Here is a 22872-nt window from a genome sequence, read left to right as displayed (position 1 = left end):
CTCTTATGGAATCTCCCTCGGCACCAGCGTCGAGGGCCTCTCCCCTGGCCTCCACAATGAACCCCGGTTTTCTGACTGTTATTATAACAGAGTCGCCCCTGCGAATCATCGGGGGCTGGGTCAGGTGGTTCAGCTGCAGGGGCTCCCCCGCCAGGACGCTCCTGCCGAGCTTTCTGCCCACCACCTCGTCCAGCTCCGTGGCCAGCGGCTGCGATCGGGTGACCCGCACCTCCCTGACCGAGACGTCCGACACGCCTATCACACTTCCTCGCTCCAACGGGACGAGGGCCACCACGGCCGGCTTGCTCCAGTGGAGCCTGACCGCAATGGCTCGCTCGTTGCCGAAGTCGTCCAGGAAGCGCAACGTGGCGGACGCGGCCCCCGGGGGTATCGACAGGGGCGAGACCAGCCGCCCGGACGGGACCGGGCCGAGGGGCTCCACCTCCAGTCCCCACCGCCAGCCCGCCAGCCGCCTGATCGCCCCCTCGAGAGACTCGTCCAGCGAGACGATCAGCTCCGGGGGCATTATCAGCCTGAGCCTGACTCCGCCTATGCCGGCCGAGATCAGCGCCTGCAGGAGCTCGTCCCTGGTCAGCACCCCGTCCGGGGGGAGGTCTAACAGGATGGCGCCCGCCTGCTCTACGAGCCCCGGGTCGCCGGAAATTCGCGCCGCGTCCGACAGGGGAAATGGATCGCCGGACACGACCGCGACCTGGCCCGTCTCTATGACCAGCTCCTCGGCGATGGCCCCGCCCGGGCAGAGCAGGAGCACCAGGAGCAGGACCTTGAAGAGAGCGGAGCGGAACGGCCCGCCGCCGCTCCGCCCCGTTGAAGACGAGTAAAACCGCACCGAAGCTCTACCTCTTGATTCCGTTCGCTATCCGGAGGAGATCGTCGGCCGTCTGCACTCCCTTGGAGTTCGCCTCGTAGGCCCTCTGGGCTATGATGAGGCCGACCATCTCGTCGACCACCTGGACGTTGGACATCTCCAGTATTCCCTGGTGCACCTGCCCGAGCCCCTCGTCCCCCGGGTTGCCCACTATGGGCGCGCCGCTGGCGGCCGTCTCCAGGAAGAGGTTCTTGCCCATGGCGAGCAGGCCTCCCGGGTTGATGAACCTGGCCAGCTCTATCTGCCCTATCTCCTCCGGCTCGGCCTCGCCATCGATCCTGACGGCGACGATGCCCTCCGGGGTGATTATTATCTCCATGGCGTCCTCCGGGACGATCAAGGCCGGCTCTATCAGCAGTCCGTCCGGGTTGACCACCTGCCCCTCCCCGTCCAGGTTCCAGCTCCCCGCGCGGGTGTAGGCGACCTCGCCGTTGGGCAGCAGCACCTGGAAGAAGCCGTCCCCCTCTATCGTCACGTCCAATGGGCGATCGGTGACCTGGAGGTTCCCCTGGCTCATTATCCTGGGCGTGCCGATGACCCTGACCCCCAAGCCGACCTGCACCCCCGTGGGGACGGTCGACGCCGGCTCGACCGGGGCGCCCGGCTCCCTGTTGATCTGGTAGAGCAGGTCCGCGAAGTCGGCTCGCTTCTTCTTGAAGCCCGACGTGTTGACGTTCGCCAGGTTGTTCGTGGTGACGTCAAGGTTGGTCTGTTGTGCGATCATGCCGCTCGCGCTAGTCCAAAGGGCTCTCAGCATCTCGTCATACCTCCCGCCTAGCTCGTCCTGCCGTAGGACGTTATCAGTTTGCCCGTGATCTCGTCGTGAGTCATGAGCACTTTAGACGCCGATTCGTACGCTCGGTGCGCCTCCACCATCCTTACCATCTCCTCGACCACGTTGACGTTGGACATCTCCAGCGCCCCCGGCTCCAGGCGGGGTTCCTCGATCGGAACCGGCTCGCCCGAGTGAGGCGTGACGGAAAGAGAGGTGCGACCCACCTGCCTCAGGTATGTGGGGTTCTCGAACTCCACCACCTGCAGCATGTCGACCAGGGCGCCATCGGCCATAACGTTGCCGTTCTCCGTTATGGAGAATCGGGACGCGTCACCGACCTCGATGGGCCCGCCGTCCCCCAGCACCAGCATTCCGTCCTCGGTCACCAGCTGGCCCTCGTCGTTCTTCTGAAAGTGGCCCGACCTGGTGTAGTAGGTGTTGCCGGCGCCGTCCTGCACGGCGAAATAGCCCTCTCCGACTATGGCGACGTCGAGCGGGTTGTCGGTCACCTGGATGGCGCCCATCTCGGTGCTCATCCAGGTCTCGGAGATGACATCGGCGAGACTGATGTCGCCTATCGTGAACTTGCCCTTGAGGCCAAGCTGAAATGGAGGCCCGACGAGCTTGATCTCGCCGTCCTCCGAGACCTTCTCTATCCTGTCCATCAGGACCTCGGGAAACGACTTGTTGACGGGAATCCTCTTGCGGAAGCCCGATGTGGCCGCGTTGGCGAGGTTGTTGGCAACAACGTCGTGCATGCTCTCCTGCGTTATCATCGCCGAGGCGGCGGCGTATAGTCCCCGGTGCATCATCCATCACTCCTCGATGGTCCACCGGGGCTGATTAGGCTGTGCGTCCCGGCGGCTAGAACTTTTTCTTCCGGCCCTTCCTTCGATTCACGAGTATCCCGCTTCTCCCCGACGCCTGGAGCTTGTCTATCTCGGCGAGGGCCCTGCCCGTGCCGAGCGCGACGCACTCCATCGGGTCGTCGGCGGTGAAGCAGTTGATGCCGGTCTGGCGGGTGATCAGCTCGGAGAGGCCCCTCAGAAGGGCGCCTCCTCCGGTCAGAACTATCCCCCTGTCAATTATATCGGCCGAAAGCTCCGGCGGCGTTAGCTCAAGGACATTTCTGACTCCGTCGATCAGCGACTGGACCATCTCTCCGATCGCCATGGACACGTTGGTGCTGGAGACCTCTATCTGGCGCGGAAGGCCCTGGACCAGGTCCCTGCCCTTGAGGATCATCTTGGTGTCCGGCTCCTCCTGCAGGCAGGTGCCGATCATTATCTTCAGGTTCTCGGACGTCTGCTCCCCTACCGCGAGGTTGTACTGCTTGCGCAGGTAGCGGACTATCCCCTCGTCCAGCCGGTCGCCTCCTATGCGAAGGGACTTGGAGACGACTATGCCTCCGAGAGAGATGACGGCTATGTCGGTGGTGCCACCGCCTATGTCGACGACCATCTTGCCGCGGGGCTCCTCCACGTCGAGGTTGGCCCCTATGGCGGCGGCCATCGGTTCCTCTATCAGGAAGGCCTCCTTGGCTCCCACCTCCACCGCGGCCTCCAGCACGGCTCGCCTCTCGACGTCCGTGGCGCCGGAGGGCACGCATATCATGACGCGGTTGCGGAAGAAGCGCTTGAAGCCCCTGAGCACCCGGCGCATGAAGTGGTGAAGCATGGCCTCTGTCATGGTGTAGTCGGCGATCACCCCGTCCTTCAGCGGACGGACCGATGTGATGCTCCCCGGCGTCCTTCCGACCATGTTCTTGGCCTCGTAGCCGACCGCGAGTATCTTGCCCGAGTCAAGATCCACCGCGACCACGGAGGGCTCCCGAAGAACTATACCCCTGTTCTTCTCGTATATGAGGACAGTCGCTGTCCCAAGATCGATGCCTATGTCGGTTCCAAACACGGCGTCTTCCCCCTTTTATTTGTGAAGAGGCGGCGCAACGCCTCCGCTCATCGCCTATTTTATACCGTATGTCCTGATAGGGGAACCATCCCCGCGAAACGGGTCGTCCTCCCCGTAGCCGACCCGCCACAGGTAGAGCCCTTCGGGCGGAGCGGTGACCGCCGACTCGCTTCTGTCGCGGCCGGAGAGAAGCCCGGAGAGCCAGGCGAGGTCTTTCTTGCCGTAGCCTACGGCCTGGAGGTTGCCGCCCATGATGCGGACCATGTTGGTCATGAAAGCATCTCCGCGGACGGTGAAGATCGTCAGGTTTCGCCTGTGCCGCAGGGATGTCCTCAGGATCTCCCTCCTGGTCCGCTCCGGACGCTCGGACGACTTGCAGAAGGCGGCGAAGTCGTGCTCCCCCTCGAACATCGCGCAGGCCTTTCTCGCCTCCTCCATGTTCCAGTGGAACTTGTTCCACCAGGCAAACCCCCTCAGAAGAGGAGGCATGGCGTTTCCGTGCCATATAAGGTAGCGGTACTCGCGCCACAGGGCGGAGCGGCGGGCATCGAAGCCCTCGTCTGCTCGCGCGACCCTCATGAATGCGACCTCTTGCGGGAGGTGGTAGTTTACCGCCAGCAGAAGCCTGTCCGGCGCCCACTCTTTGTCAAGCTCGAATGAGACCGCCTGGCCGCGCGCGTGCACCCCCGCGTCGGTGCGGCCCGCAGCCGTCACAGCGGTCTTTCTTCCCGTGACGGCCTCGAGAGCATCCTCTATCTTCTCCTGGATCCCCGTTCCGCTCTCCTGCCTCTGCCAGCCGGAGAAGCCCGTCCCCCTGTAGCCGATTATGGCAGCGTACTTCAAGAATAGAGGCTCCTCTCCCCGACGACCAGAAGCAGTACTATCACCGAGACAAGGATCGCCCCCGCCGTGTCGTCCCTCCCCCACTTCAGGGGGTGGATCCTGGTGCGTCCCTCCCCTCCCCTGTAGCATCTTGCCTCCATCGCCGTCGCAAGGTCCTCCGCCCTCTGGAAGACTATTACGAACAGCGGGATGAGCACCGGGATGAAGGCCTTGAGACGCTTCCATATTCCTCCCCGGTCGAACGAGGCGCCCCTCGCCAGCTGCGCCTTCATTATTCGGTCGGTCTCGTCGAGCAGCGTGGGGATGAAGCGCAGGGCGATGGTCATCATCATCGCCAGCTCATGCGCGGGAAAGCCGAAGCGGGCGAAGGGGGAGAAGATGCGCTCCAGCCCGTCGGCCAGCTCCATCGGCTTGGTGGTCAGGGTCAGGAAGGATGCGAAGAGCACTAGCAGCAGCAGGCGCAGACCCATCTGGACGGCTGCGACTATCCCCTCCCGGGTGATAGTGACTATCCAGAGTTTGAGCAGCACCTTTCCGTCCGTGAAGAAGATGTGTATCAGGGCCGTGAAGACAACGAGTATTAGCACCGGCTTGGCGGAGTTCAGGACCAGTCGTATGGGAAGGCGGGACTGGCGGGCAAGGAGCAGGAGCAGGACGCCCCATACGGCGAAGACGAGCGAGTGGCGGGCCATGAAGACCCCGGTCAGCACCAGCAGCACAGCCAAAATCTTGCACCTCGGGTCGAGGCGATGCACAGGGGAGTCGGCGGGGACGTACTGTCCGAATGTCAGGTGGTTCAGGAATTTCATGCCTCGGCCTCCCTTGCGGACGATCTGCGCCTCTCGTTCTTCACGATCCACTTTTTCAGGGTCTTCCAGTCTGACGTGAGCGGGGCGGACGGATCTGCCTCGCGAAGCCTGGCGGAGAGCGCCGCTATCTCCGGCAAGCGGAGGCCGGGGACCGGATTCCACCTGAGGAACTCCATCACGGCCTCCGGGGTGCCCCTGGCGGCGCAGCGCCCCCTGTCGAGCACCACCATGGAGTCGCTGTACTGGAGGGCTATGTCAAGGTCGTGGGTGACAAGGACTATGCCCATGCCGCCTCGCCTCAGCCTGCACAGCAGCGCGACCAGCTCCCTCCGCGACCATGAGTCCAGCCCGGCGGTCGGCTCGTCGAGGACGAGGTAGGATGGCTCTCCCGCCAGCACCGACGCGATGGCGACCTTTCTCCTCTCTCCCCCGGAGAGATGGAAGGGGCTCCTTTTCAGGTAGCTGTCGTCGAGCCCGACAAGGGCGAGGGAGGAGGACGCGAGCTCGGCCGATTTCTCATCGGGGAAGCCCCAGTTAAGAGGGGCGAACATGAGCTCCTCCAGGACGTCCTCGGCGAAGAGCTGCTGCTCCGGGTACTGGAAGACCAGCCCCACCGCCCGCCTGACCTCGCACATCCTCTTGCTCTTCTCCACGACGTCTATGCCGTCGACCGAGACCTTTCCCGCCTCCGGGTAGAGTATGCCGTTGAGGTGCTGGGCGAGCGTGGACTTGCCGCTGCCGGTGTGTCCAACCACGGAAATCCACTCGCCTCGCCCGCAATCCATCGAGACCCTGTCCAGGGCCAGCACCTCCAGCGGGGTACCGGGATGGTAGGTGTGAGATAGCTCCTCGACTCTTATCGACATAGCACCGCCGTCATCCCTTCGAGGGTCGGCGTCTCCGGCAGGTCGAGCGTCGTCTCGGACCCGAGGGCCCTCCACAGGGCCATGAGCGGGGGGACGTCGAGCCCCCACTCCCTGAAGGAATCGCTGCGGCGCAGAAGGTCCGGGACAGTGCCCTCCCATGCGATGCGCCCCTCGACGAGGACGACCGTCCAGTCGCAGTAGAGGATCTCCTCGAGCCTGTGAGTGATGGAGACAATGGTCTTCCCCCCTTCATGAAGGGAGCGCAGTATCGCCAGGAGCTCGCTTCGCCCCTGGGGGTCGAGCATCGCGGTAGGCTCGTCCAGCACCAGGCAGGGGCAGTCCATGGCGAGCGCCCCCGCCACCGCCAACCGCTGTTTCTCGCCTCCGGAGAGGGTGTACGTGGGCATCCTGCGCTTCGCCAGCAGGCCGGCGGAGAGCAGCGCGTTCTCCACCCGCTTTTCTATCTGTTCGGGAGGCAGGCCCTGGTTCTCCGGGCCGAACGCTGCGTCCTCCTCCACCACTGATCCGACTATCTGGTTGTCCGGGTTCTGAAAGACCATGGCCACGGAGCTTCGTATAGCGTACACGTTGTTCGGGTCCTTGGTGGACATGCCGAACACAGTACAATCGCCCTGCGTCGGTACGAGCAGGGCGTTCAGATGTTTGGCCAGGGTGGACTTGCCGGATCCGTTGCTGCCTATGAGGGCGAGCCACTCGCCCTCGCGCACCTGGAGGGTCACTCCGGAGAGAGCCGGTCGCCCCGAGGCTTGTCCTGATGCCCCGGGGGGGTAAATGTAGGTGACGTCCCGGAGTTCGCAGACCTTCCTTACGCCGTTTTTCATTAAGCCGGGTTCTTCAATCCACCAGCGATATGACGGCCATCTCCGAGCTGTCTCCAACGCGGGGGCCGATCTTGACTATTCGGGTGTAGCCGCCCGGCCTGTTCTCGTACCTTTTCGCGATGTCCTCGAAAAGTTTTATGGCGGCCTCCTTGTGGTGCATCTTCTTGCGCACCAACCTACGGTCGTGGACCGTGCCGCCCTTGGCCCTCGTGATGAGGCGCTCGGCGAACCTGCTGAGCTCCTTGGCCCGGATGTGGGTGGTGGTGATGCTCTCCTCGAGGAACAGGCATGCCGCCATGTTCGACAACATGGCCATTCTATGGCTGCCGTAACGGCCAAGGGTTCGGCTGTCCATACGGTGTCTCATGGAATTACTCCTCCTTTGATTCTTCTTCGCCTTTTTTTCGCTTTGTCTCTTCCTTGGGCGGTTCGCCCTCGGCCTCTTCGTAGGGGAGCGGTTCTCCCCTCTGCCTGGCTATGTCGTTCAGGAGCTTTTCCTTCTTCTCCTCGATCTCCTTGAGCGATATTTTCCCGAGGTTGCGGATCTTCAGCAGCTCCTCGCGGGTCTTGCCCATGAGCTCGCCGACCGTGTGAATGCCTCCGCGGAGCAGGCAGTTCTCGCTCCTCATGGAGAGGCCCAGGTCCTTCACCGGGCGCGACATAACGTCGTCCTCGTCCGGGGTCGTCTCGGGGGCGGCCTCCTGCTCTCCGTCCTCGGCCGCGGCCCCCTGGTCGTCCGCCTCCTCGGGGTTGAGCTTCTCTATGTCCTCCACGATGCCACCGAAGTACGACTTCAGTATCCTGGACGCTTCGCAGAGGGTGTTGTCCGGGTGATGGACGCCGTTCGTCCATATCTCGAGCACCAGGCGCTCGTAGTCGGTCCTCTGTCCCACGCGCGCGGCCTCGACGTTGTAGTTCACCTTGAGCACAGGGGAGAAGACGGCGTCCACCAACAGAGCGTCGACCGGCAGGTAGGCCGGGCGAGGGCGCTCCATCGACGCGTACCCAGCGCCCTGCTCCACGTATATGTCCATGGAGAAGGATGCGCCCTCCTCAAGGGTGCATATGGGCGCATCGGGGTTGATGAACTCCACCTCGCTGTCCTGCTGAATATCCTTCGCCGTGACCAGCCCCGCCCCCTCCTTCTCGAGCCGCAGCATGCGGACCTCCTTGCTGAAGGAGCGGATGGGGATGCGCTTGAGGTTAAGCAGGATCTCGATCACATCCTCCAGGACGCCCGGCAGGGTGCTGAACTCGTGGAGCACTCCGTCGATGCGCACGGACGTGATGGCCGCGCCCCTGATGGAGGAGAGAAGGACCCGCCTCATGGCGTTTCCGAGGGTCGCCCCGTAGCCCCTCTCCAGCGGCTCCATGTGAACCCTGGCGAATGTGGGGCCGCTCTCCTCGAAACTGATCTCAGGCCTCAAGTTTTCCAAGGCTTCCAACACCTTTCACGCCACTATCTGGCATAGAACTCTACGACCAGCTGTTCGGTCACAGGCGCGTCTATCTGCTCGCGAGCAGGTAGAGAGATAACCTTCCCTTCGATTTTTTCTGCGTTCAGTTCAAGCCAGTCGGGCACCTTCTTGGCACCGGCCACCTCGGCGTTCTCCTTGATCAGGGCTATGTCGCGGCTATTCTCCATGACGGCGACGACATCGCCGACGTCCACGAGGAAGCTCGGTATGTCTACCCGCCTGCCGTTCACTCTGAAGTGACCGTGAAGGACCAGCTGCCTGGCCTGTTTCCTGCTGTTGCCTAAGCCCAGGCGGTAGACGACGTTGTCCAGCCTGCGCTCGAGAAGAGCGAGGAAGTTGTGTCCCGTCTGCCCCTTCTGCTTGTTCGCGACGGTGAAGAACCGCTTGAACTGGGTCTCGGTCATGCCGTAGAAACGGCGGAGCTTCTGCTTCTCGCGCAGGCGTATTCCGTACTCGCTGATCTTGGAGCGAGGACGGCCTCTCCTTCCCCTGACCGTGGCGCCCTCCTTCTTTACAATGGCGCACTTGGCCGTGTAGCAACGATCTCCCTTGAGGAAGAGCTTTGTACCCTCCGCCTTGCACAGACGGCATGAAGGCCCTATGTATCTGCTCATGAGTAAAATATCCCTCCTTGACCTTAAGCCCGCTAGACTCTGCGGCGCTTGGGCGGGCGGCACCCGTTGTGGGGCACCGGCGTCGAGTCCTTGATCATGTTGACCTGCAGTCCGGCGGCCTGCAGCGATCTTATCGCCGACTCCCTTCCCGGTCCCGGTCCCTTGACGACCACGTCGATCTCCTGAACGCCGTGCTCCTGAACGGCCTTGGCGACCTGGGTGGCGGCTATCTGCGCCGCGAACGGGGTGGACTTCCTTGTGCCCTTGAAGCCGACGTTTCCGCCGGACGCCCAGGCAAGCACGTTGCCCCCCTTGTCGCTCACGCACACTATCGTGTTGTTGAAGGTGGAGTAGATGTGCGCGACGCCGTAGCTGATGTTCTTTCTTTCTCTCTTCCTGCCCCTGCGGACTGTTCTCTTGGCCACTTATTTCAGCCTCCTCGTCATAATCCTGAAGGCTACTTCGTAGCCATCTTCTTGCCCGCGACCGTGCGGCGCGGCCCCTTGCGAGTGCGCGCGTTGGTCTTGGTCCTCTGGCCGCGGACCGGGAGGCCCTGCTTGTGACGCTGGCCCCTGTAGCAGCCTATGTCCATCAGGCGCTTTATGTTCATGGAGACCTCTCTGCGAAGGTCTCCCTCGACCTTGTAGTGCTCCTCGATCTCCTTGCGCAGCTTCTGCGACTCCTCCTCGGTGAGATCCTTCACCCTGGTGTCAGGATTGACACCGGTGGCCGCAAGGATCTTCTTGGAAGAGGTGAGGCCTATTCCAAATATGTAGGTGAGAGCGATCTCCACCCGCTTCTCGCGGGGGATGTCCACTCCGGCTATACGGGCCATGCTCGCTACCTCCTCTTACCCTGTCTCTGTTTGTGTCGCGGATTTCTGCTGCAGATAATCCGGACGACGCCCTTGCGCCGGATGACCCGGCAGTACTCGCACATCGGCTTGACCGATGGTTTGACCTTCATCGAATCCACGCTCCTCGAAAATAACTAAAAACGCACCTGGAGAACCTCGGCGTTTCGCCATTTCTCCAAGCCGATCATTATACAGGAGATCCAACGATAATAAAACACTCTATTTGTATCTATAGATGATCCTGCCCCGCGAGAGGTCGTACGCGGATATCGAGACCAAGACCCTGTCGCCCGGAAGGATGCGTATGAAGTGAAGGCGCATCTTTCCCGACACGTGGGCCAGGATCCTGTGACCGTTGTCAAGCTCGACCCTGAACATCGCGTTTGGCAGAGGTTCTACGACCTTTCCCCGAACTTCTATGACTTCGCCTTTATTCGACATGCGATCTCCTCAACCTCCTCGGAGGAGGTGCCGGGCATCGTATTTGCACAAGCGCTCACGACCGGCTCCCCTGAACTGTTCTCTTTTTCAAGCCCCGTGAGAAGAGCCTGAAATCTACCTGCGTCGAACCTTCCCTTCGACAGGATGCTTCTTTCAATTTCGTCAAGGACCCATCGTGTGCGCTGAAGGTGCGCCGGGTTCTTTGGCTTCGGCCTTGCAACCGTGTACCTGCTTCCATCCGCTACAAGAACCCTCTCCTCCTTGGCCGACTCCTGCGAGCCGACGACCACGTACCACCGTCCGGTGTCCTTTCCCTTTAGAGAGATGACTACTTGACCAACTTTCCACATCCCGCCGATCGAAGGCTCTTTCAGGCGCATACCCACGGCGTCAGTATCTCCGGATCCCCATCCTGAACGAGGATCGACTTTTCAAAATGAGCAGCGTCGGAGCCGTCCGCTGTTTTTACCACCCACTGATCTCTTCCCGTGAACACTTCCTCCGCCCCGGCCATCACCATAGGCTCTATGGCGAGAGTCATCCCGGCCACGAGGGTTATGCCCCTGCCCGGCTCGCCGTAGTTGGGTATCTGCGGGGGCTCGTGCAGCCTCTTTCCGATGCCGTGCCCGGAGTAGTCGCGAACTATTCCGTAGCCGTGCGGGGCGACTCGCTTTTCCACCGCGTGTCCGACGTCGCCGAGGGTGTTGCCCGCACGGGCCGCAAGTATCGCGTCCTCCAGGCTCTGCTTGGTCACCGAGAGCAGGTTTCGCCTCTCGGGGCTCACACTGCCCACCGGGTATGTGTAGGCCGCGTCTCCGTAGTACCCGGAATAGCAGGCGCCTACATCTATGCTGATGATATCGCCCTCCTGGAGCAGTCGTTCCCGGCTCGGGATGCCGTGCACTATCTCGGAGTTGATCGAGGCGCAGACGGCACTGGGAAAGGGCCTTTTTATGGTCGGGACCCTGTACCCCTTGAAGGCCGGGAGTCCGCCGGACCTCTTTATCAGGCTCTCGGCGGCGGAGTCGATCTCGCCAGTGGAGAGGCCGGGGCGTATCATGTCCGATATCATGTCGAGCACATCGGCCACGATCCTGCCCGCCTTCCTCATAAGGCGTATCTCTCGATCCGTTTTCAAGGAGATCATCGTGAGACGCCCATAGAGCGTTCGAGCTCCTCCAGGAGCGTCTCGCTTCTTCCCTCGCGCTCCGCCCTTATGCGTCGCAGCGATCCCTTTTTCTCGTAGTGCTCTACCAGCGGCGCGGTCTGTTCGTAGTAGACCTTGAGCCTGTTGCGGACGACCTCCTCCCTGTCGTCGTCCCTCTGGTAGAGCTCTCCCCCGCACCTTTCGCAGATATCGCCCTTGGAGGAGGGCCTGAAGAAGAGGTTGTATATCGCGCCGCACTTGCGGCACACCCTGCGGCCCGACAGGCGACGTATGACTGTATCGTCGTCTATGTCGAGAAGAACCGCGCCGTCAAGCTTCAATCCGAGCTCCGCAAGTTTCGCATCCAGGGCCTCGGCCTGGGGGATGGTCCGTGGGAAGCCGTCCAGTATAAAGCCCTTCGCGCAGTCGGGCTCGAGCAGGCGGTTCTCCATCATCGCCAGCACTAGCTCGTCGGGGACCAGTCCGCCCGAATCCATGTAGGCCCGGGCTTTCACTCCCAGGGGAGTCTCCTTCTTCACGTTCTCTCTGAATATGTCCCCGGTGGAGATATGCGCCACCGGGTGTTTTTTCACTATGTCCTCCGCCAGCGTCCCCTTGCCCGCTCCGGGCGAACCCAGAAGAATTATCCTCATTTTCATGCTTCCCCTAGAACCGTAGAAGGCCGCCGGCCTTGTCCTTGCGCTTCAGGATGCCCTCGTAGTGGCGCATCAGCAGCTGCGCCTCTATCTGGTGGACCGTGTCGAGCGCGACTCCGACCACTATCAGCACGGCCGTGCCGCCGAAGTAGAAGCTCGTTATCCCGAGGAAGGAGGTCATGAGGTTCGGGACCAGAGCGACGAAGGCCAGGAATACCGCCCCGGCCAGGGTGATGCGGCTCATTACCCTCTCGATGAAGTCCGCCGTGGGCTTGCCCGGGCGTATGCCCAGGATGAATCCGCCGTACTTCTTCATGTTGTTCGCGATGTCGGCCGGGTTGAATACGACCGCCGTGTAGAAGTACGAGAAGAAGATTATCAGCACCACGTAGAAGATAGTGTAGACGAAGCTGCCCGGGCCGAAGATCCTCTGGAAAAAGAGCGCTATGTCGCCGGAGAAGAACCTGGCTATCGAATATGGAAAGAGCAGCACCGACGATGCGAAGATGATGGGGATGACCCCCGCCTGGTTCACCTTCAACGGTATGAAAGTGCTCTGTCCGCCGTAGACCTTGTTGCCGACGACTCGCTTGGCGTACTGCACCGGCAGCCGCCTCTGGCCCTCCTGGAGCATTATGCAGCCAGCGACGACTCCGACCATGAGCACGAGCGCAAGGAGCAGTATAAGCAGGTTCATCTCGCCCAGGCGGATCATGCTCCAGCTCTGGATTATTGCCTCCGGCACCCTGGCGACTATTCCCGCGAAGATGAGCAGCGAGATGCCGTTTCCGATGCCGTGGTCGGAGATCTCCTCACCGAGCCACATGACGACTATCGCCCCGCATGTCACGGTGGAGACGACTATAGCCCCCTCCAGCAGCTGGCCGCTGAATATGCCGAGCCCGCGAAGCCAGAAGGTCATGCCGACGGCCTGCACAAGCGCGAATCCCACGGCCGCGAGCCTGGTCCACTGGACTATCTTCCTTCGCCCGTCCTCCCCCTCCTTCTGCATCTTCTCGAGGGTGGGGAAGATCACGACCAGCAGCTGCATGACTATGCTCGAGTTGATGTAGGGGGCGACGCCCAGGGCGAACACGCTGAACCTCCTCAGCGCCCCGCCCGCGAATATGTCGAGGAAGCCCAGCACGCCTCCCTGGTCGAACAGGGCAGCCATGGCCTGTGCGTCTATACCGGGAGTGGGGACGTGAGCCCCCAGCCTGAAGATCAGGAGCACTCCCATCGAGAAGAGGATTCTTCTTTTTAGGTCCGGAAGCCTGAATGCATCCTTGAAGGAGTCAAGCACCTAGACCACCTCTACCTTCCCACCCGCAGCCTCTATCTTGGCCCTGGCCTCCGCGCTGAAGGCGTCGGCCTTTATCGTGAACGCTCCGCCTATTTCGCCGTCGGCGAGGATTTTTACGGGAAGGCGGGTCTTGCGGACCAGCCTGGCCTCGTACATCTCCTCGAACCCGACGACGGCACCGGGCTGGAAGCGGTTGGCGATCTCCCCGACGTTTACAACCTGGTAGACCTTGGCGAAGCGGGCGTTGCTGAAGCCTCTCTTTGGCACCCGCCTGATGAGCGGCATCTGTCCGCCTTCAAAACCCGGGCGCACTTTACGTCCGCTTCTGGACTTCTGTCCCTTGTGCCCCTTGCCGGAGGTCTTGCCGCTTCCGCTCGCCATGCCCTTTCCGAGGCGCTTACGCTTCGTCCTCGCCCCGGGGGCGGGGCGCAGTTCGTGCAAACCCATGGCGTTCTCCTCCTAATCCTCTACTTCGACGCACTCTACCAGGTGGCGAACCTTGTTCACCATTCCCATTATCTGAGGCGTCCTCTCGTGCTCCACCGTCTGATTGAGCTTTCTAAGGCCGAGGGCTCGGACTATGCGTCCCTGCTTTGCCGGCCTGCGGATGGCGCTCCTCTTCCAGGTGATACGAACCTTTGCCATTGCCGCCCCTCCTAATCCGCGGCGACTTCGAAGGACTTCTTGCCCCTGAGTCGCAGTATCTCCTCGGGCAGCCGCATCTCGTCGATCGCCTGCATGGTGGCGCGGGCGATGTTCACCGGGTTGGTGGTGCGCCCTATTACCTTGCTGACCACGTCCTTTACGCCGCCGAGCTCCATGATGGCGCGGACGACGCCCCCGGCGATGACGCCTGTTCCGGGGGACGCGGGCTTCAGAAGAACCTTGGCCGCACCGAAATTGCCTATTATGGGGTGGGGGATGGTGTTGCCTATCATCTTGATCTCTACCAGGTCCCTCCCCGCCCTCTCAATGCCCTTGCGGACGGCCTCGGAGATCTCCTTGGCCTTCCCCATTCCTATCCCGACGTAACGATCGCCGTCACCGACGACGACTAGCACGCTGAACCTGAACCTCTTTCCGCCCTTTACGACCTTGCTCACGCGGTTTATCGAGACGACTCTCTCTGTGAGCTCGATACCCTTGGCGTCCAGCTTCTTTTTAATCATCGCATGCGCCTCCCAGTTAGAACTTCAGTCCGGCTTCGCGGGCCGCTTCCGCAAGGGCCTTGACCTTTCCGTGGTACTTGTGCCCGCCCCTGTCGAATACGACCTGGTCTATGCCTTTCGCGACGGCGCGTTCCGCGGCTATCTTCCCTACGATCTTCGCCGCCTCGACGTTGCACGTGCCGGGAAGGCTCCCGCGGATCGACGGGTCCAGGGTGGACGCGGACGCAAGAGTGTGTCCGTTTTCGTCGTCGATGAACTGCACGTATATGTGCTTCAGGCTGTGAAAGACCGCCATCCTGGGTATTTCCACCGTGCCGGAAAGGGTTTTCCGAAGCCGGGCGTGACGTATTTCTCGCAAAACGTTTCTTGTCTTGACTGTCATCTTCATTCTCCTCGGATTACTTCGCCCCGGTCTTTCCGGCCTTGCGAATTATGTGCTCGCCGGCGTAGCGGATCCCCTTGCCCTGGTACGGCTCGGGAGGACGGAAGCCTCGGATGATCGCCGAGACCTGTCCCACCGCCTGCTTGTCGATGCCTTGCACGGAGAGCTTGGTCGGCCCGTCCAGGGTGATCTCCACGCCCTCGGGCGCCTCGTACTCCACCGGGTTTGAGTAACCCAGGTTGAGGATCAGCTTCTTACCCTGCATCTGCGCCCTGTATCCTACTCCGACAATCTCGAGGTTTCTCTTGAAGCCGGTGCTCACGCCGGTGACCATGTTGGCTACGAGGGCCCTGATCATGCCGTGAAAGGCCTTCGTCTGCTTCTCGTCGTCGAGCCTCGATACCTTGACGACGCCGTCCTCTACGGCCAGGTCGATTCCGGGCACCATTGGCGTCTGAAGGCGCCCCTTCGGGCCCTTCGCGACGATCACTCCGTCCTCGACCGTCACAACGGCGCCGGATGGAAGAGGTATGGCCCTTCGTCCGATTCTAGACATCTACTCCACCTCTTCCTTACCAGACGTAGCAGAGGACTTCGCCGCCGAGGCCCAGCTGTCCGGCCTCGGAGTCGGTCTTCAGCCCCTTGGGCGTCGATATCACGGCGATGCCGAATCCGCCCATGACCTTGGGCAGGTCCGCGTGACCCACGTAGATCCTTCTGCCGGGCTTGCTGATGCGGCGCAGCCCCTGGATGACCCTCTCGCGGTTGGGGCCGTACGAGAGGTACAGCCGTATCGTGGCATAGGGCTTCTTCGGGTCGTTGATCACCTTGTAGTTCTTTATGTAGCCCGCCTCCTTCAGGATACGGGCGATCTCCATCTTCAGCTTGCTCGACGGCACGTCGACGCTCTCATGGAAGACCATGTTCGCGTTTCGAACACGCGTGAGCATATCAGCTATAGGGTCGTTGACGTACATTCCTTTTTTCCCCCTTCAGTCCGAAGCTCTACCAGCTCGACTTGACGACGCCGGGTATCTTCCCCTCGCGGGCGAGCTTTCGGAAGCAGCAGCGGCACATGTCGAACCTCCTCATGTACGAGTGGACACGGCCGCACAGCGGACACCTGTTGTACTTTCGCACCGAGAACTTCGGGGGCAGCGTCGCCTTGTGCCTGATTGCCTTTCTTGCCATTCTCGTCTCCCCCTTCTATCTTGAGAACGGGAATCCCAGCTCGCGCAGAAGCGCCTGGGCTTCCTCGTCCGTGTTCGCCGTCGTCTCGATGGAGACGTTCATGCCCCGCGTGCGGATGACCTGGTCGTAGCTGATCTCGGGGAAGATGAGCTGCTCCCTGAGCCCCAGGTTGTAGTTGCCCCTTCCATCGAATCCACGGCGCGGTACTCCCTGGAAGTCCTTTATCGCGGGGAGCGCCAGAGTGACGAGCCGGTCGAGGAACTCCCACATGCGGTCGCCTCTGAGGGTCACGGAGCATCCCACGGGCATCCCCTCTCTCAGCTTGAATCCGGCGATGGATCTCTTCGCTCTCTTCAGCAACGGACGCTGACCGGTGATGGCGCCAAGCTCCGCCATCGCAGCGTCCATGAACTTGATGTCAAGCTTCGCGTCGCCCACTCCGATGTTGATGACTATCTTCTTGACGCGCGGAATCTGCATCGTGTTCTTGTACCCGAACTCCTTCGCCAGCTTGGGCGAAACATCGTTTCTAAATTTTTCTTGCAGCCGGGGGGCCATTCACGCTACCTCCTTACACATGGTCCACGATCTCGCCGCAGGCCTTGCAAATGCGCACTTTTTTGCCGTTCTCAAGAAAGCCCCGGCCTACGCGGGTGGCCGCGCCGCACGCAGGACAGACGAGCATGGCCTTGCAGGCATATATCGGCGCCTCCTGCTTGACGATGCCGGACCTCGGATCCTTCTGCGACGGCTTGACGTGCTTCGAGACCATGTTCACTCCCTCGATCAGCAGAAGGTCCCTGGCGCGGATGTAGCGAAGGATCTTACCCTCCTTGCCCGCGTCCTTGCCGGAGATGACCTTTACCCGGTCGCCCTTTTTAAGCCTCATCTTGCTCATAATGCCAAACCCTCCATCAGACGACTTCCGGGGCCAGGGAGAGGATCCTCATATACTTTTTCGCCCTCAGCTCCCTGCCCACTGGCCCGAAAATTCGGGTGCCCTTGGGGTCGCCGTTGTTGTCGATGATCACCGCGGCGTTGTCGTCGAAACGGACGTAGGTGCCGTCCACACGGCGGATCTCCTTTTTTGTCCTGACTATGACGGCTCTGACGACCGTCCCCTTGGTGATGTTGCTGTTGGGGATGGCCTCCCTGACCGATGCCACGATGAGGTCGCCGATAGACGCGTACTTGCGTCCGCTGCCCCCGAGGACCTGGATGCAGAACAGCTTCTTGGCGCCGGAGTTGTCCGCGACGTTAAGAACAGTCGTAAACCTGATCATCGTCTACGCCTCCCCGCCGCTCTCCGTGACTTCGTCGAAGACCGGTGCCTTGCGCACTATCTCAAGAAGCTCCCAGCACTTTCTCTTGCTGAGAGGGCGGGTCTCGCCTATGGTCACGAGGTCGCCGACCCTGCACTCGTTCTTCTCGTCGTGAGCCATGTACTTCTTCGCCCTTCTGATCCTCTTGCCGTAGAGGGGGTGTTTTTCATACCGCTCGACCCTGACCGTCACGCTCTTGTCCATCCTGTCGCTGACGACCGTACCGGTGCGGACCTTGCGGTGAGGCTTCCGCTCTTCCATTGGGGCTACCTCCTTCCGGCGGGTAGATCGCCGGCCATCTGCTTCTCACGCACGATCGTAAGCACACGCGCGATCGTCTTTCGGACATCCTTTATCCTGTTTGTGTTCTTGAGCTGGCCTATCGCGTTCTGAAAACGGAGGTTGAACAGCTCTTCCTTGTACTGCCGATGCTTCTCGTTCAGCTCGTCGATTGTGAGATCGCGTAAATTCTTGCTCTCCATCTTCATTCACCACCAAAGCCTTCCCTCTCAACAAGGCGCACCTTTACCGGAAGCTTGTGAGACGCGGTGCGGAACGCCTCTACCACTGTCTCCCTGGGGACTCCGGCGATCTCGAACATTATCCTTCCCCGCTTCACAGGCGCCACCCAGAACTCCGTGGCGCCCTTTCCCTTGCCCATCCTCGTCTCAAGAGGTTTCTTGGTGAACGGATGGTCGGGGAAGATGCGGATCCAAATCTTTCCGCCCTTCCTCATCTTTCGAGAGATGGCCACGCGAGTGGCCTCTATCTGGCGGGCGGTGATCCACGCGCATTCAAGGGACTGCAAGCCGTACTCGCCGAAGGCGACGTACGTGCCTCCCTTTGCCTTGCCCTTCAGCGGCCTGCGGAAGGGCTTCCTGTACTTCATCCTCGAGGGCATCAACATGTCGACCTACCCCCTCCCGGAGCCGCGGCTCTGCCTGGACCTGTCCTGGCGCGGCCCCCTGCCCGGTCTCCCGGTCTGCATGGGGCGCTCGTTCTCCCTGTCGCGGAAGATCCAGACCTTGACTCCGATAATGCCATACATGGTCTTCGCCTCGGCGAAGCCGTAGTCGATGTCCGCCCTGATCGTCGATAGGGGCAGCTGTCCCTCGTTGTACCACTCGGTGCGGGCGATCTCCGCCCCTCCGAGGCGTCCAGCACAGGAGATCTTGATCCCCTTCGCTCCCGACTTCATGGCACGGAAGATCGACTGCTTCATGGCCCGGCGGAAGGAGACCCTTCTCTCGAGGGCCGAGGCGACGCTCGCAGCGACCAGCTTGGACTCCACGTCCGGGTTCTTGATCTCCTGGACGTTGATCATGATCTTCGCTCCGGTCATCTCCTGGAGCTCGTCCTTCATGGCCTGGATCTCCTGCCCGCCGCGTCCTATGACTACACCCGGCCGGGAGGTCCAAATCGTGAAGCGGATGACATGCCCGACTCTCTCAATCTCTATGCGGGATATTCCCGCGTTACTCCACTTCTGCTCTATGTACTTCTGGAGTTTGATGTCCTCGTGGATATTCTTGGCGTAGTCCTTGCCGCCCGCGTACCACTTGGACTCCCACTCGCTGGCCACTCCAAGCCTAAAACCGATTGGGTGAACTTTCTGTCCCATGAGTTCCCCCTCCTTACCGTTCAGCGACTATGACAGTCACGTGACTCGTACGGTGGCGGTAGGGGTGAGCCCTTCCCATGGAGACCGGGCGAAAACGCTTCATCACCGGACCCTGGTCCGCCATCGCTGCCACAATGCGCAGCCTGTCCGTATCCATGCCGTAGTTGTGCTCCGCGTTGGCAACCGCGCTCTGCAGCACCTTGCCTATTATCTTCGCGGCCTTCTGCGGGCTGTATCGGAGGGTGTTCATCGCCTCTCCGACGTCCTTCCCGCGGATCAGGGTCAGCACGCGGCGCACCTTGTCCGGTGATATCCTCACCTGCCGGGCAACGGCTTTTGCTTCCATCGCCACTACCCCCTACCTCACCCTCGAGGAGCGCTCCTGCCCCGCATGTCCACCGAACTTGCGGGTTGGGGAGAACTCTCCGAGCTTGTGTCCGACCATATTTTCGCTTATGTAGATGGGGATGTGGATTCGTCCGTTGTGGACCGCGATCGTGTGGCCTATCATGGCCGGGACGATCGTCGATCTGCGGGACCAGGTCTTCATGACCCTCTTAGGCGCTCCTTCGTTCATGTCCTCTATCCTGCGGAGCAGCTTCTGATCCACATACGGCCCCTTCTTCCTGGAACGAGCCATCCAGTGTCCCTCCTTACTTTTCGTACCGACGCCGCACGATCATCTTGTCGGACGGCTTCTTCTTCCTGGTGCGGTACCCCTTCGCGGGAGTTCCCCACGGGGATACCGGGTGTTTGTTCGACTTGCTCCTGCCCTCGCCGCCACCGAGAGGGTGGTCGACGGGGTTCATGACCACGCCGCGCACCTTGGGGCGTCTTCCGTGCCAGCGGGTCTTGCCGGCCTTCCCGAAGGTGATGCTCTCGTAGTCCTCGTTGCCGACCTGCCCTATGGTGCTCATGCACTCCTGCAGGATCAGGCGCAGCTCCCCGCTCGGCATGCGGATGAAGGCATACTTGCCCTCCTTGGCCATCAGCTGGGCCGACGTACCCGCCGCCCTCACGAGTTGAGCTCCCCTTCCGGGTATGAGCTCTATATTGTGGATGGTCGTACCGACGGGTATGTCCTTCAGCTTCAACGCGTTGCCGGGCCTGATGTCGGCCTCGGGACCGGCGGTTATCGTGTCGCCGACGGATATGCCCTTCGGCGCTATGATATAGCGCTTATCGCCGTCCACGTAGTTGATCAGGGCAATCCTGGCGTTCCTGTTGGGATCGTACTCGATCGCCGCTACGACTCCCGGGACGGAGAGCTTGTTTCTCTTGAAGTCTATTATCCTGTAGCGCCTTTTCGCCCCGCCGCCCCTGTGGCGCATCGTGATCCTGCCGCGGTTGTTCCTGCCCCCCGACTTCTTGATGGGCGACAGAAGGGAGCGCTCCGGATCCTTCTTCGAGAGATCGTCCTTCTTCTCTATGGCCATGAACCTGCGACCAGGAGTGTAGGGCTTGAATTTCTTGATAGCCATTGCTTCTTTCTCCTTCCGCTAAACGCTCGCGCCTTCGAAGAACTCGATGCGCTCTCCGGGAGCAAGGCTGACTATCGCTTTTTTCCAGGAGCGGGTCCTCCCTACGAAGACCCCCATCCTCTTCGGCTTGGCGCGGACGTTGATGATATGAACGCCCGTCACCTTGACCTTGAAGACCTCCTCGACCGCCTTGCGAACCTGGATCTTGTTCACCGACCTGTGAACCTCGAAGGTGTACTTGTTCAGCTCCATGAGGCCGCTGCTCTTCTCGGTGATTATCGGCCTTATTATTATATCGTGAGCAACGAGGTTCATCCGGCATACACCTCCTCGAGCCTGGATACGACCTCCGGCGTGGTTATCAGGGTTCCGGCGTTGAGCAGGTCGTATACGTTGATGTTCCTTACGTTTATCACCTTGGCGCCCGGGACGTTGCGAGCGGACTTGACGACCGTCTCGTTCCCCTCGGGAAGCACGATCAGCGGCTTCCGGGCGTTCACCGCGTCGAAGAACTCGATCATCCCCCTGGTCGAGGGCCTGTCGAGATCGAAAGAGTCCACCAGTGTCATCAGGTCGTCCCTGACCTTCAGGGAGAGGGCGCTCTTTATCGCGAGTCGCCTCACCTTCTTGTTGACCTTCTGACTGTAGTCCCTTGGCTTGGGCGCGTGCGCAACTCCGCCGCCCTTCCAGAGCGGGGAGCGCCTGCTACCGTGACGTGCTCGCCCGGTCTTCTTCTGTCTCCAGGGCTTTCTTCCGCCGCCCCGGACCTCGCCGCGCATCTTGGTGGAGTGAGTTCCCTGTCTCGCATTGGCGAGCTGGGCGACCACCACCTGGTGCATCGCCGGGATGTGCACTGGTATCGCGAAGACGCTGTCGGACAGCTGAACCTCTCCCACAGTCTCTCCCTGGAAGTTGACCAGTTTTATGGTAGGCATAATTGTATCCGGCCTCCTTATCGACCGACTAGCCCTTCTTGAGAAGGGTGAGCAGGCCGTTCCTAGCTCCCGGCACCGCGCCCTTGACAAGAATGAGGTTATTGTCGGAGTCCACGGCAACGACCATGAGGTTCTTAACCGTGACCTTCTCGTTGCCCATTCTGCCGGCCATCTTCTTGCCCTTGAAGACCTTGCCGGGGTAGGCGCTGGCGCCGATGGAGCCCGCGTGCCTGTGCACCAGGGATGCACCGTGGCTCGCATGGGAACCTCCGTAACCGTGCCTCTTCATAACTCCTGCAAAGCCCTTGCCCTTGCTGATACCGGAGACGTCAACTATCTCGCCCTCCTCGAAGAGGGTGACGTTTATCTCCTGGCCGATCGAATACTCGTCGAGCGAATCCACTCTGAACTCACGCAGGGTCCTCTTGGGCTCGATCCCGGCCTTCTCGAACAGGCCGCTCTTCGACCTGTTGAGCCTCCTCGGATTCTGATCGCCGAAGCCGAGGACGAGGGCGCTGTAACCGTCCCTGTCCGGTGTCTTAATATCCACCACCGGGCACGGGCCGGCCTGAATTATCGTGACGGGAACCGCCTGTCCGTTCTCGTTGTAAATCTGGGTCATGCCAAGCTTTTTACCCAGAATTCCTATGCTCACTGCACTTCCAACTCCTTTCAGCTCAGAGCTTCCCCTACAGTTTGATCTGGATATCCACTCCAGAAGGAAGGTTCAGCTGCATAAGCGCGTCCATCGTCTTCTGCGTCGGATTGATTATGTCGATCAGGCGCTTATGTGTGCGCGTCTCGAACTGCTCCCGCGCGTCCTTGTCCTTGTGAGGGGACTTCAGAATAGTCACCTTGTTTATCTCCGTGGGAAGGGGTATCGGGCCGGACACCTTCGCGCCGCTCCTGTCAGCCGTCTCGGCTATCTGAGACGCGGAGTTGTCGAGCACCCTGTGATCGAACGCCTTCAAACGGATGCGGATTTTTTTTGCCAATTCCATCTCCCCCTTCAGGGGCTACTCTATAATCTCGGTGACGACGCCCGCGCCGACCGTGTGGCCGCCCTCGCGAACCGCGAACCTGAGACCCTGGTCCATGGCGATCGGAACTATCAGCTCGACCTCGAAGGTGGCGTTGTCGCCCGGAAGCACCATCTCGACTCCCTCGGGAAGCTTGATACCACCCGTGACGTCCGTCGTACGGAAGTAGAACTGAGGCTTGTAGCCGGCGAAGAACGGGGTGTGACGACCGCCCTCCTCCTTCTTCAACACGTAGACCTCCGCCTTGAACCTGGTGTGGGACTGGGTGGAGTTGGGCTTGGCCAATACCTGACCGCGCTCG

General features: G+C 61.1%; 41 protein-coding genes. All 41 read right to left on the bottom strand.

The genetic code is table 11. The features are described 5' to 3' along the window. Positions 1-850: flagellar basal body P-ring formation protein FlgA (gene flgA, locus GX181_08380; GenBank protein NLM71958.1), on the bottom strand; the 850-nt coding region annotated here is incomplete at its 3' end. 7 nt (positions 851-857) lie between these two features. After that, positions 858-1646: a flagellar basal-body rod protein FlgG gene (gene flgG, locus GX181_08375; GenBank protein ID NLM71957.1), complete on the bottom strand. Its 789-nt coding sequence runs from the start codon at positions 1644-1646 to the stop codon at positions 858-860. A gap of 17 nt (positions 1647-1663) precedes the next feature. After that, positions 1664-2473 carry a flagellar hook-basal body protein gene (locus GX181_08370; protein NLM71956.1) on the bottom strand — a complete coding sequence of 270 codons (810 nt, stop codon included), beginning with the start codon at positions 2471-2473 and terminating at the stop codon, positions 1664-1666. Positions 2474-2528: 55 nt separating this feature from the next. Then, the gene (locus GX181_08365; protein NLM71955.1) at positions 2529-3575 is read right to left on the bottom strand and encodes a rod shape-determining protein; all 1047 of its coding nucleotides are present in this window, start codon (positions 3573-3575) and stop codon (positions 2529-2531) included. A gap of 54 nt (positions 3576-3629) precedes the next feature. Continuing rightward, positions 3630-4418 (bottom strand): tRNA pseudouridine(38-40) synthase TruA, encoded by a 789-nt coding sequence (truA, locus tag GX181_08360; GenBank protein NLM71954.1) that lies wholly within the window; start codon positions 4416-4418, stop codon positions 3630-3632. Next, positions 4415-5227 (bottom strand): energy-coupling factor transporter transmembrane protein EcfT, encoded by an 813-nt coding sequence (locus GX181_08355; GenBank protein ID NLM71953.1) that lies wholly within the window; start codon positions 5225-5227, stop codon positions 4415-4417. The genes truA and GX181_08355 overlap by 4 nt, the downstream gene beginning before the upstream one ends. After that, on the bottom strand, positions 5224-6093 hold the full coding sequence (locus tag GX181_08350; GenBank protein ID NLM71952.1) for an energy-coupling factor transporter ATPase: 870 nt from the start codon (positions 6091-6093) through the stop codon (positions 5224-5226). The genes GX181_08355 and GX181_08350 overlap by 4 nt, the downstream gene beginning before the upstream one ends. Next, on the bottom strand, positions 6084-6935 hold the full coding sequence (locus GX181_08345) for an ATP-binding cassette domain-containing protein (protein ID NLM71951.1): 852 nt from the start codon (positions 6933-6935) through the stop codon (positions 6084-6086). The genes GX181_08350 and GX181_08345 overlap by 10 nt, the downstream gene beginning before the upstream one ends. 13 nt (positions 6936-6948) lie before the next feature. Beyond that, positions 6949-7302 (bottom strand): 50S ribosomal protein L17, encoded by a 354-nt coding sequence (gene rplQ, locus GX181_08340; protein ID NLM71950.1) that lies wholly within the window; start codon positions 7300-7302, stop codon positions 6949-6951. 4 nt (positions 7303-7306) lie between these two features. Then, complete coding sequence (locus GX181_08335; protein ID NLM71949.1) at positions 7307-8371, bottom strand: DNA-directed RNA polymerase subunit alpha; 1065 nt, start codon at positions 8369-8371, stop codon at positions 7307-7309. Positions 8372-8394: 23 nt separating this feature from the next. Beyond that, the gene (rpsD, locus tag GX181_08330; protein NLM71948.1) at positions 8395-9027 is read right to left on the bottom strand and encodes a 30S ribosomal protein S4; all 633 of its coding nucleotides are present in this window, start codon (positions 9025-9027) and stop codon (positions 8395-8397) included. 32 nt (positions 9028-9059) lie between these two features. Further along, complete coding sequence (rpsK, locus tag GX181_08325) at positions 9060-9452, bottom strand: 30S ribosomal protein S11 (GenBank protein NLM71947.1); 393 nt, start codon at positions 9450-9452, stop codon at positions 9060-9062. Between the two features lie 32 nt (positions 9453-9484). Continuing rightward, positions 9485-9862, bottom strand: a complete 378-nt coding sequence (gene rpsM / locus GX181_08320; protein NLM71946.1) for a 30S ribosomal protein S13 — start codon at positions 9860-9862, stop codon at positions 9485-9487. A 5-nt stretch (positions 9863-9867) separates the two neighbouring features. After that, a complete protein-coding gene (gene rpmJ, locus GX181_08315; protein ID NLM71945.1) occupies positions 9868-9993 on the bottom strand; it encodes a 50S ribosomal protein L36 in 126 nt (41 codons plus the stop codon). A 109-nt stretch (positions 9994-10102) separates the two neighbouring features. Beyond that, a complete protein-coding gene (gene infA, locus GX181_08310; GenBank protein ID NLM71944.1) occupies positions 10103-10324 on the bottom strand; it encodes a translation initiation factor IF-1 in 222 nt (73 codons plus the stop codon). Next, the gene (locus tag GX181_08305) at positions 10300-10674 is read right to left on the bottom strand and encodes a hypothetical protein (GenBank protein ID NLM71943.1); all 375 of its coding nucleotides are present in this window, start codon (positions 10672-10674) and stop codon (positions 10300-10302) included. The genes infA and GX181_08305 overlap by 25 nt, the downstream gene beginning before the upstream one ends. A 20-nt stretch (positions 10675-10694) precedes the next feature. Further along, positions 10695-11471, bottom strand: a complete 777-nt coding sequence (gene map, locus GX181_08300) for a type I methionyl aminopeptidase (protein ID NLM71942.1) — start codon at positions 11469-11471, stop codon at positions 10695-10697. After that, positions 11468-12124 carry an adenylate kinase gene (locus GX181_08295; protein ID NLM71941.1) on the bottom strand — a complete coding sequence of 219 codons (657 nt, stop codon included), beginning with the start codon at positions 12122-12124 and terminating at the stop codon, positions 11468-11470. The genes map and GX181_08295 overlap by 4 nt, the downstream gene beginning before the upstream one ends. Positions 12125-12137: 13 nt before the next feature. Beyond that, entirely contained in the window at positions 12138-13430 is a 1293-nt protein-coding gene (gene secY, locus GX181_08290; protein ID NLM71940.1) for a preprotein translocase subunit SecY, read from the bottom strand. Next, complete coding sequence (gene rplO / locus GX181_08285) at positions 13431-13877, bottom strand: 50S ribosomal protein L15 (GenBank protein NLM71939.1); 447 nt, start codon at positions 13875-13877, stop codon at positions 13431-13433. Positions 13878-13889: 12 nt separating this feature from the next. Then, positions 13890-14075, bottom strand: a complete 186-nt coding sequence (rpmD, locus tag GX181_08280; GenBank protein NLM71938.1) for a 50S ribosomal protein L30 — start codon at positions 14073-14075, stop codon at positions 13890-13892. Between the two features lie 11 nt (positions 14076-14086). Further along, the gene (gene rpsE, locus GX181_08275; GenBank protein NLM71937.1) at positions 14087-14596 is read right to left on the bottom strand and encodes a 30S ribosomal protein S5; all 510 of its coding nucleotides are present in this window, start codon (positions 14594-14596) and stop codon (positions 14087-14089) included. 19 nt (positions 14597-14615) lie between these two features. Next, entirely contained in the window at positions 14616-14981 is a 366-nt protein-coding gene (locus tag GX181_08270) for a 50S ribosomal protein L18 (GenBank protein NLM71936.1), read from the bottom strand. A gap of 16 nt (positions 14982-14997) precedes the next feature. Next, the gene (rplF, locus tag GX181_08265) at positions 14998-15537 is read right to left on the bottom strand and encodes a 50S ribosomal protein L6 (GenBank protein ID NLM71935.1); all 540 of its coding nucleotides are present in this window, start codon (positions 15535-15537) and stop codon (positions 14998-15000) included. A gap of 16 nt (positions 15538-15553) precedes the next feature. Next, a complete protein-coding gene (rpsH, locus tag GX181_08260; GenBank protein NLM71934.1) occupies positions 15554-15958 on the bottom strand; it encodes a 30S ribosomal protein S8 in 405 nt (134 codons plus the stop codon). 28 nt (positions 15959-15986) lie between these two features. Then, entirely contained in the window at positions 15987-16172 is a 186-nt protein-coding gene (locus tag GX181_08255; GenBank protein NLM71933.1) for a type Z 30S ribosomal protein S14, read from the bottom strand. Positions 16173-16187: 15 nt separating this feature from the next. Next, positions 16188-16730 carry a 50S ribosomal protein L5 gene (gene rplE / locus GX181_08250; GenBank protein NLM71932.1) on the bottom strand — a complete coding sequence of 181 codons (543 nt, stop codon included), beginning with the start codon at positions 16728-16730 and terminating at the stop codon, positions 16188-16190. A 13-nt stretch (positions 16731-16743) separates the two neighbouring features. Then, on the bottom strand, positions 16744-17061 hold the full coding sequence (locus GX181_08245; protein ID NLM71931.1) for a 50S ribosomal protein L24: 318 nt from the start codon (positions 17059-17061) through the stop codon (positions 16744-16746). Between the two features lie 25 nt (positions 17062-17086). After that, on the bottom strand, positions 17087-17455 hold the full coding sequence (rplN, locus tag GX181_08240; protein NLM71930.1) for a 50S ribosomal protein L14: 369 nt from the start codon (positions 17453-17455) through the stop codon (positions 17087-17089). Between the two features lie 3 nt (positions 17456-17458). Further along, entirely contained in the window at positions 17459-17755 is a 297-nt protein-coding gene (gene rpsQ, locus GX181_08235) for a 30S ribosomal protein S17 (protein NLM71929.1), read from the bottom strand. Positions 17756-17760: 5 nt separating this feature from the next. Continuing rightward, positions 17761-17976, bottom strand: a complete 216-nt coding sequence (rpmC, locus tag GX181_08230) for a 50S ribosomal protein L29 (GenBank protein NLM71928.1) — start codon at positions 17974-17976, stop codon at positions 17761-17763. Positions 17977-17978: 2 nt separating this feature from the next. Next, complete coding sequence (gene rplP / locus GX181_08225) at positions 17979-18401, bottom strand: 50S ribosomal protein L16 (protein ID NLM71927.1); 423 nt, start codon at positions 18399-18401, stop codon at positions 17979-17981. A gap of 6 nt (positions 18402-18407) precedes the next feature. Further along, the gene (gene rpsC / locus GX181_08220) at positions 18408-19115 is read right to left on the bottom strand and encodes a 30S ribosomal protein S3 (GenBank protein NLM71926.1); all 708 of its coding nucleotides are present in this window, start codon (positions 19113-19115) and stop codon (positions 18408-18410) included. Positions 19116-19128: 13 nt separating this feature from the next. Further along, positions 19129-19461, bottom strand: a complete 333-nt coding sequence (gene rplV / locus GX181_08215; GenBank protein ID NLM71925.1) for a 50S ribosomal protein L22 — start codon at positions 19459-19461, stop codon at positions 19129-19131. Positions 19462-19473: 12 nt separating this feature from the next. Beyond that, positions 19474-19755: a 30S ribosomal protein S19 gene (rpsS, locus tag GX181_08210; protein NLM71924.1), complete on the bottom strand. Its 282-nt coding sequence runs from the start codon at positions 19753-19755 to the stop codon at positions 19474-19476. Positions 19756-19768: 13 nt separating this feature from the next. After that, a complete protein-coding gene (gene rplB / locus GX181_08205) occupies positions 19769-20596 on the bottom strand; it encodes a 50S ribosomal protein L2 (GenBank protein NLM71923.1) in 828 nt (275 codons plus the stop codon). 18 nt (positions 20597-20614) lie between these two features. Continuing rightward, complete coding sequence (gene rplW / locus GX181_08200; GenBank protein ID NLM71922.1) at positions 20615-20911, bottom strand: 50S ribosomal protein L23; 297 nt, start codon at positions 20909-20911, stop codon at positions 20615-20617. Continuing rightward, a complete protein-coding gene (gene rplD, locus GX181_08195; GenBank protein ID NLM71921.1) occupies positions 20908-21531 on the bottom strand; it encodes a 50S ribosomal protein L4 in 624 nt (207 codons plus the stop codon). Before rplD ends, rplW begins: the two co-directional genes overlap by 4 nt. A gap of 28 nt (positions 21532-21559) precedes the next feature. After that, positions 21560-22186, bottom strand: coding sequence for a 50S ribosomal protein L3 (gene rplC / locus GX181_08190; protein NLM71920.1), 627 nt, complete (start codon positions 22184-22186; stop codon positions 21560-21562). A 34-nt stretch (positions 22187-22220) separates the two neighbouring features. Next, positions 22221-22526, bottom strand: coding sequence for a 30S ribosomal protein S10 (gene rpsJ / locus GX181_08185; protein NLM71919.1), 306 nt, complete (start codon positions 22524-22526; stop codon positions 22221-22223). 21 nt (positions 22527-22547) lie between these two features. After that, on the bottom strand, positions 22548-22872 hold a 325-nt coding region (gene tuf, locus GX181_08180; protein ID NLM71918.1), incomplete at its 5' end, for an elongation factor Tu.

The sequence above is a fragment of the Synergistaceae bacterium genome (assembly GCA_012521675.1).
Taxonomy (GTDB): domain Bacteria; phylum Synergistota; class Synergistia; order Synergistales; family Aminobacteriaceae; genus JAAYLU01.
Note: the sequence above shows the minus strand (reverse complement) of the source record. Positions and strands in the feature narration are given on the sequence as shown.

Bases quoted from the DNA above. Each gene is read 5' to 3' on its own strand.
- flgG (NLM71957.1), bottom strand. From the start codon at position 1,646: ATGCTGAGAGCCCTTTGGACTAGCGCGAGCGGCATGATCGCACAACAG.
- GX181_08370 (NLM71956.1), bottom strand. From the start codon at position 2,473: ATGCACCGGGGACTATACGCCGCCGCCTCGGCGATGATAACGCAGGAG.
- GX181_08355 (NLM71953.1), bottom strand. From the start codon at position 5,227: ATGAAATTCCTGAACCACCTGACATTCGGACAGTACGTCCCCGCCGAC.
- GX181_08350 (NLM71952.1), bottom strand. From the start codon at position 6,093: ATGTCGATAAGAGTCGAGGAGCTATCTCACACCTACCATCCCGGTACC.
- GX181_08345 (NLM71951.1), bottom strand. From the start codon at position 6,935: ATGAAAAACGGCGTAAGGAAGGTCTGCGAACTCCGGGACGTCACCTAC.
- rplQ (NLM71950.1), bottom strand. From the start codon at position 7,302: ATGAGACACCGTATGGACAGCCGAACCCTTGGCCGTTACGGCAGCCAT.
- rpsD (NLM71948.1), bottom strand. From the start codon at position 9,027: ATGAGCAGATACATAGGGCCTTCATGCCGTCTGTGCAAGGCGGAGGGT.
- rpsM (NLM71946.1), bottom strand. From the start codon at position 9,862: ATGGCCCGTATAGCCGGAGTGGACATCCCCCGCGAGAAGCGGGTGGAG.
- rpmJ (NLM71945.1), bottom strand. From the start codon at position 9,993: ATGAAGGTCAAACCATCGGTCAAGCCGATGTGCGAGTACTGCCGGGTC.
- infA (NLM71944.1), bottom strand. From the start codon at position 10,324: ATGTCGAATAAAGGCGAAGTCATAGAAGTTCGGGGAAAGGTCGTAGAA.
- GX181_08305 (NLM71943.1), bottom strand. From the start codon at position 10,674: ATGTGGAAAGTTGGTCAAGTAGTCATCTCTCTAAAGGGAAAGGACACC.
- map (NLM71942.1), bottom strand. From the start codon at position 11,471: ATGATCTCCTTGAAAACGGATCGAGAGATACGCCTTATGAGGAAGGCG.
- GX181_08295 (NLM71941.1), bottom strand. From the start codon at position 12,124: ATGAGGATAATTCTTCTGGGTTCGCCCGGAGCGGGCAAGGGGACGCTG.
- rplO (NLM71939.1), bottom strand. From the start codon at position 13,877: ATGGGTTTGCACGAACTGCGCCCCGCCCCCGGGGCGAGGACGAAGCGT.
- rpmD (NLM71938.1), bottom strand. From the start codon at position 14,075: ATGGCAAAGGTTCGTATCACCTGGAAGAGGAGCGCCATCCGCAGGCCG.
- GX181_08270 (NLM71936.1), bottom strand. From the start codon at position 14,981: ATGACAGTCAAGACAAGAAACGTTTTGCGAGAAATACGTCACGCCCGG.
- rplF (NLM71935.1), bottom strand. From the start codon at position 15,537: ATGTCTAGAATCGGACGAAGGGCCATACCTCTTCCATCCGGCGCCGTT.
- rpsH (NLM71934.1), bottom strand. From the start codon at position 15,958: ATGTACGTCAACGACCCTATAGCTGATATGCTCACGCGTGTTCGAAAC.
- GX181_08255 (NLM71933.1), bottom strand. From the start codon at position 16,172: ATGGCAAGAAAGGCAATCAGGCACAAGGCGACGCTGCCCCCGAAGTTC.
- rplE (NLM71932.1), bottom strand. From the start codon at position 16,730: ATGGCCCCCCGGCTGCAAGAAAAATTTAGAAACGATGTTTCGCCCAAG.
- GX181_08245 (NLM71931.1), bottom strand. From the start codon at position 17,061: ATGAGGCTTAAAAAGGGCGACCGGGTAAAGGTCATCTCCGGCAAGGAC.
- rplN (NLM71930.1), bottom strand. From the start codon at position 17,455: ATGATCAGGTTTACGACTGTTCTTAACGTCGCGGACAACTCCGGCGCC.
- rpsQ (NLM71929.1), bottom strand. From the start codon at position 17,755: ATGGAAGAGCGGAAGCCTCACCGCAAGGTCCGCACCGGTACGGTCGTC.
- rpmC (NLM71928.1), bottom strand. From the start codon at position 17,976: ATGGAGAGCAAGAATTTACGCGATCTCACAATCGACGAGCTGAACGAG.
- rplP (NLM71927.1), bottom strand. From the start codon at position 18,401: ATGTTGATGCCCTCGAGGATGAAGTACAGGAAGCCCTTCCGCAGGCCG.
- rpsC (NLM71926.1), bottom strand. From the start codon at position 19,115: ATGGGACAGAAAGTTCACCCAATCGGTTTTAGGCTTGGAGTGGCCAGC.
- rplV (NLM71925.1), bottom strand. From the start codon at position 19,461: ATGGAAGCAAAAGCCGTTGCCCGGCAGGTGAGGATATCACCGGACAAG.
- rpsS (NLM71924.1), bottom strand. From the start codon at position 19,755: ATGGCTCGTTCCAGGAAGAAGGGGCCGTATGTGGATCAGAAGCTGCTC.
- rplB (NLM71923.1), bottom strand. From the start codon at position 20,596: ATGGCTATCAAGAAATTCAAGCCCTACACTCCTGGTCGCAGGTTCATG.
- rplW (NLM71922.1), bottom strand. From the start codon at position 20,911: ATGAACCTCGTTGCTCACGATATAATAATAAGGCCGATAATCACCGAG.
- rplD (NLM71921.1), bottom strand. From the start codon at position 21,531: ATGCCTACCATAAAACTGGTCAACTTCCAGGGAGAGACTGTGGGAGAG.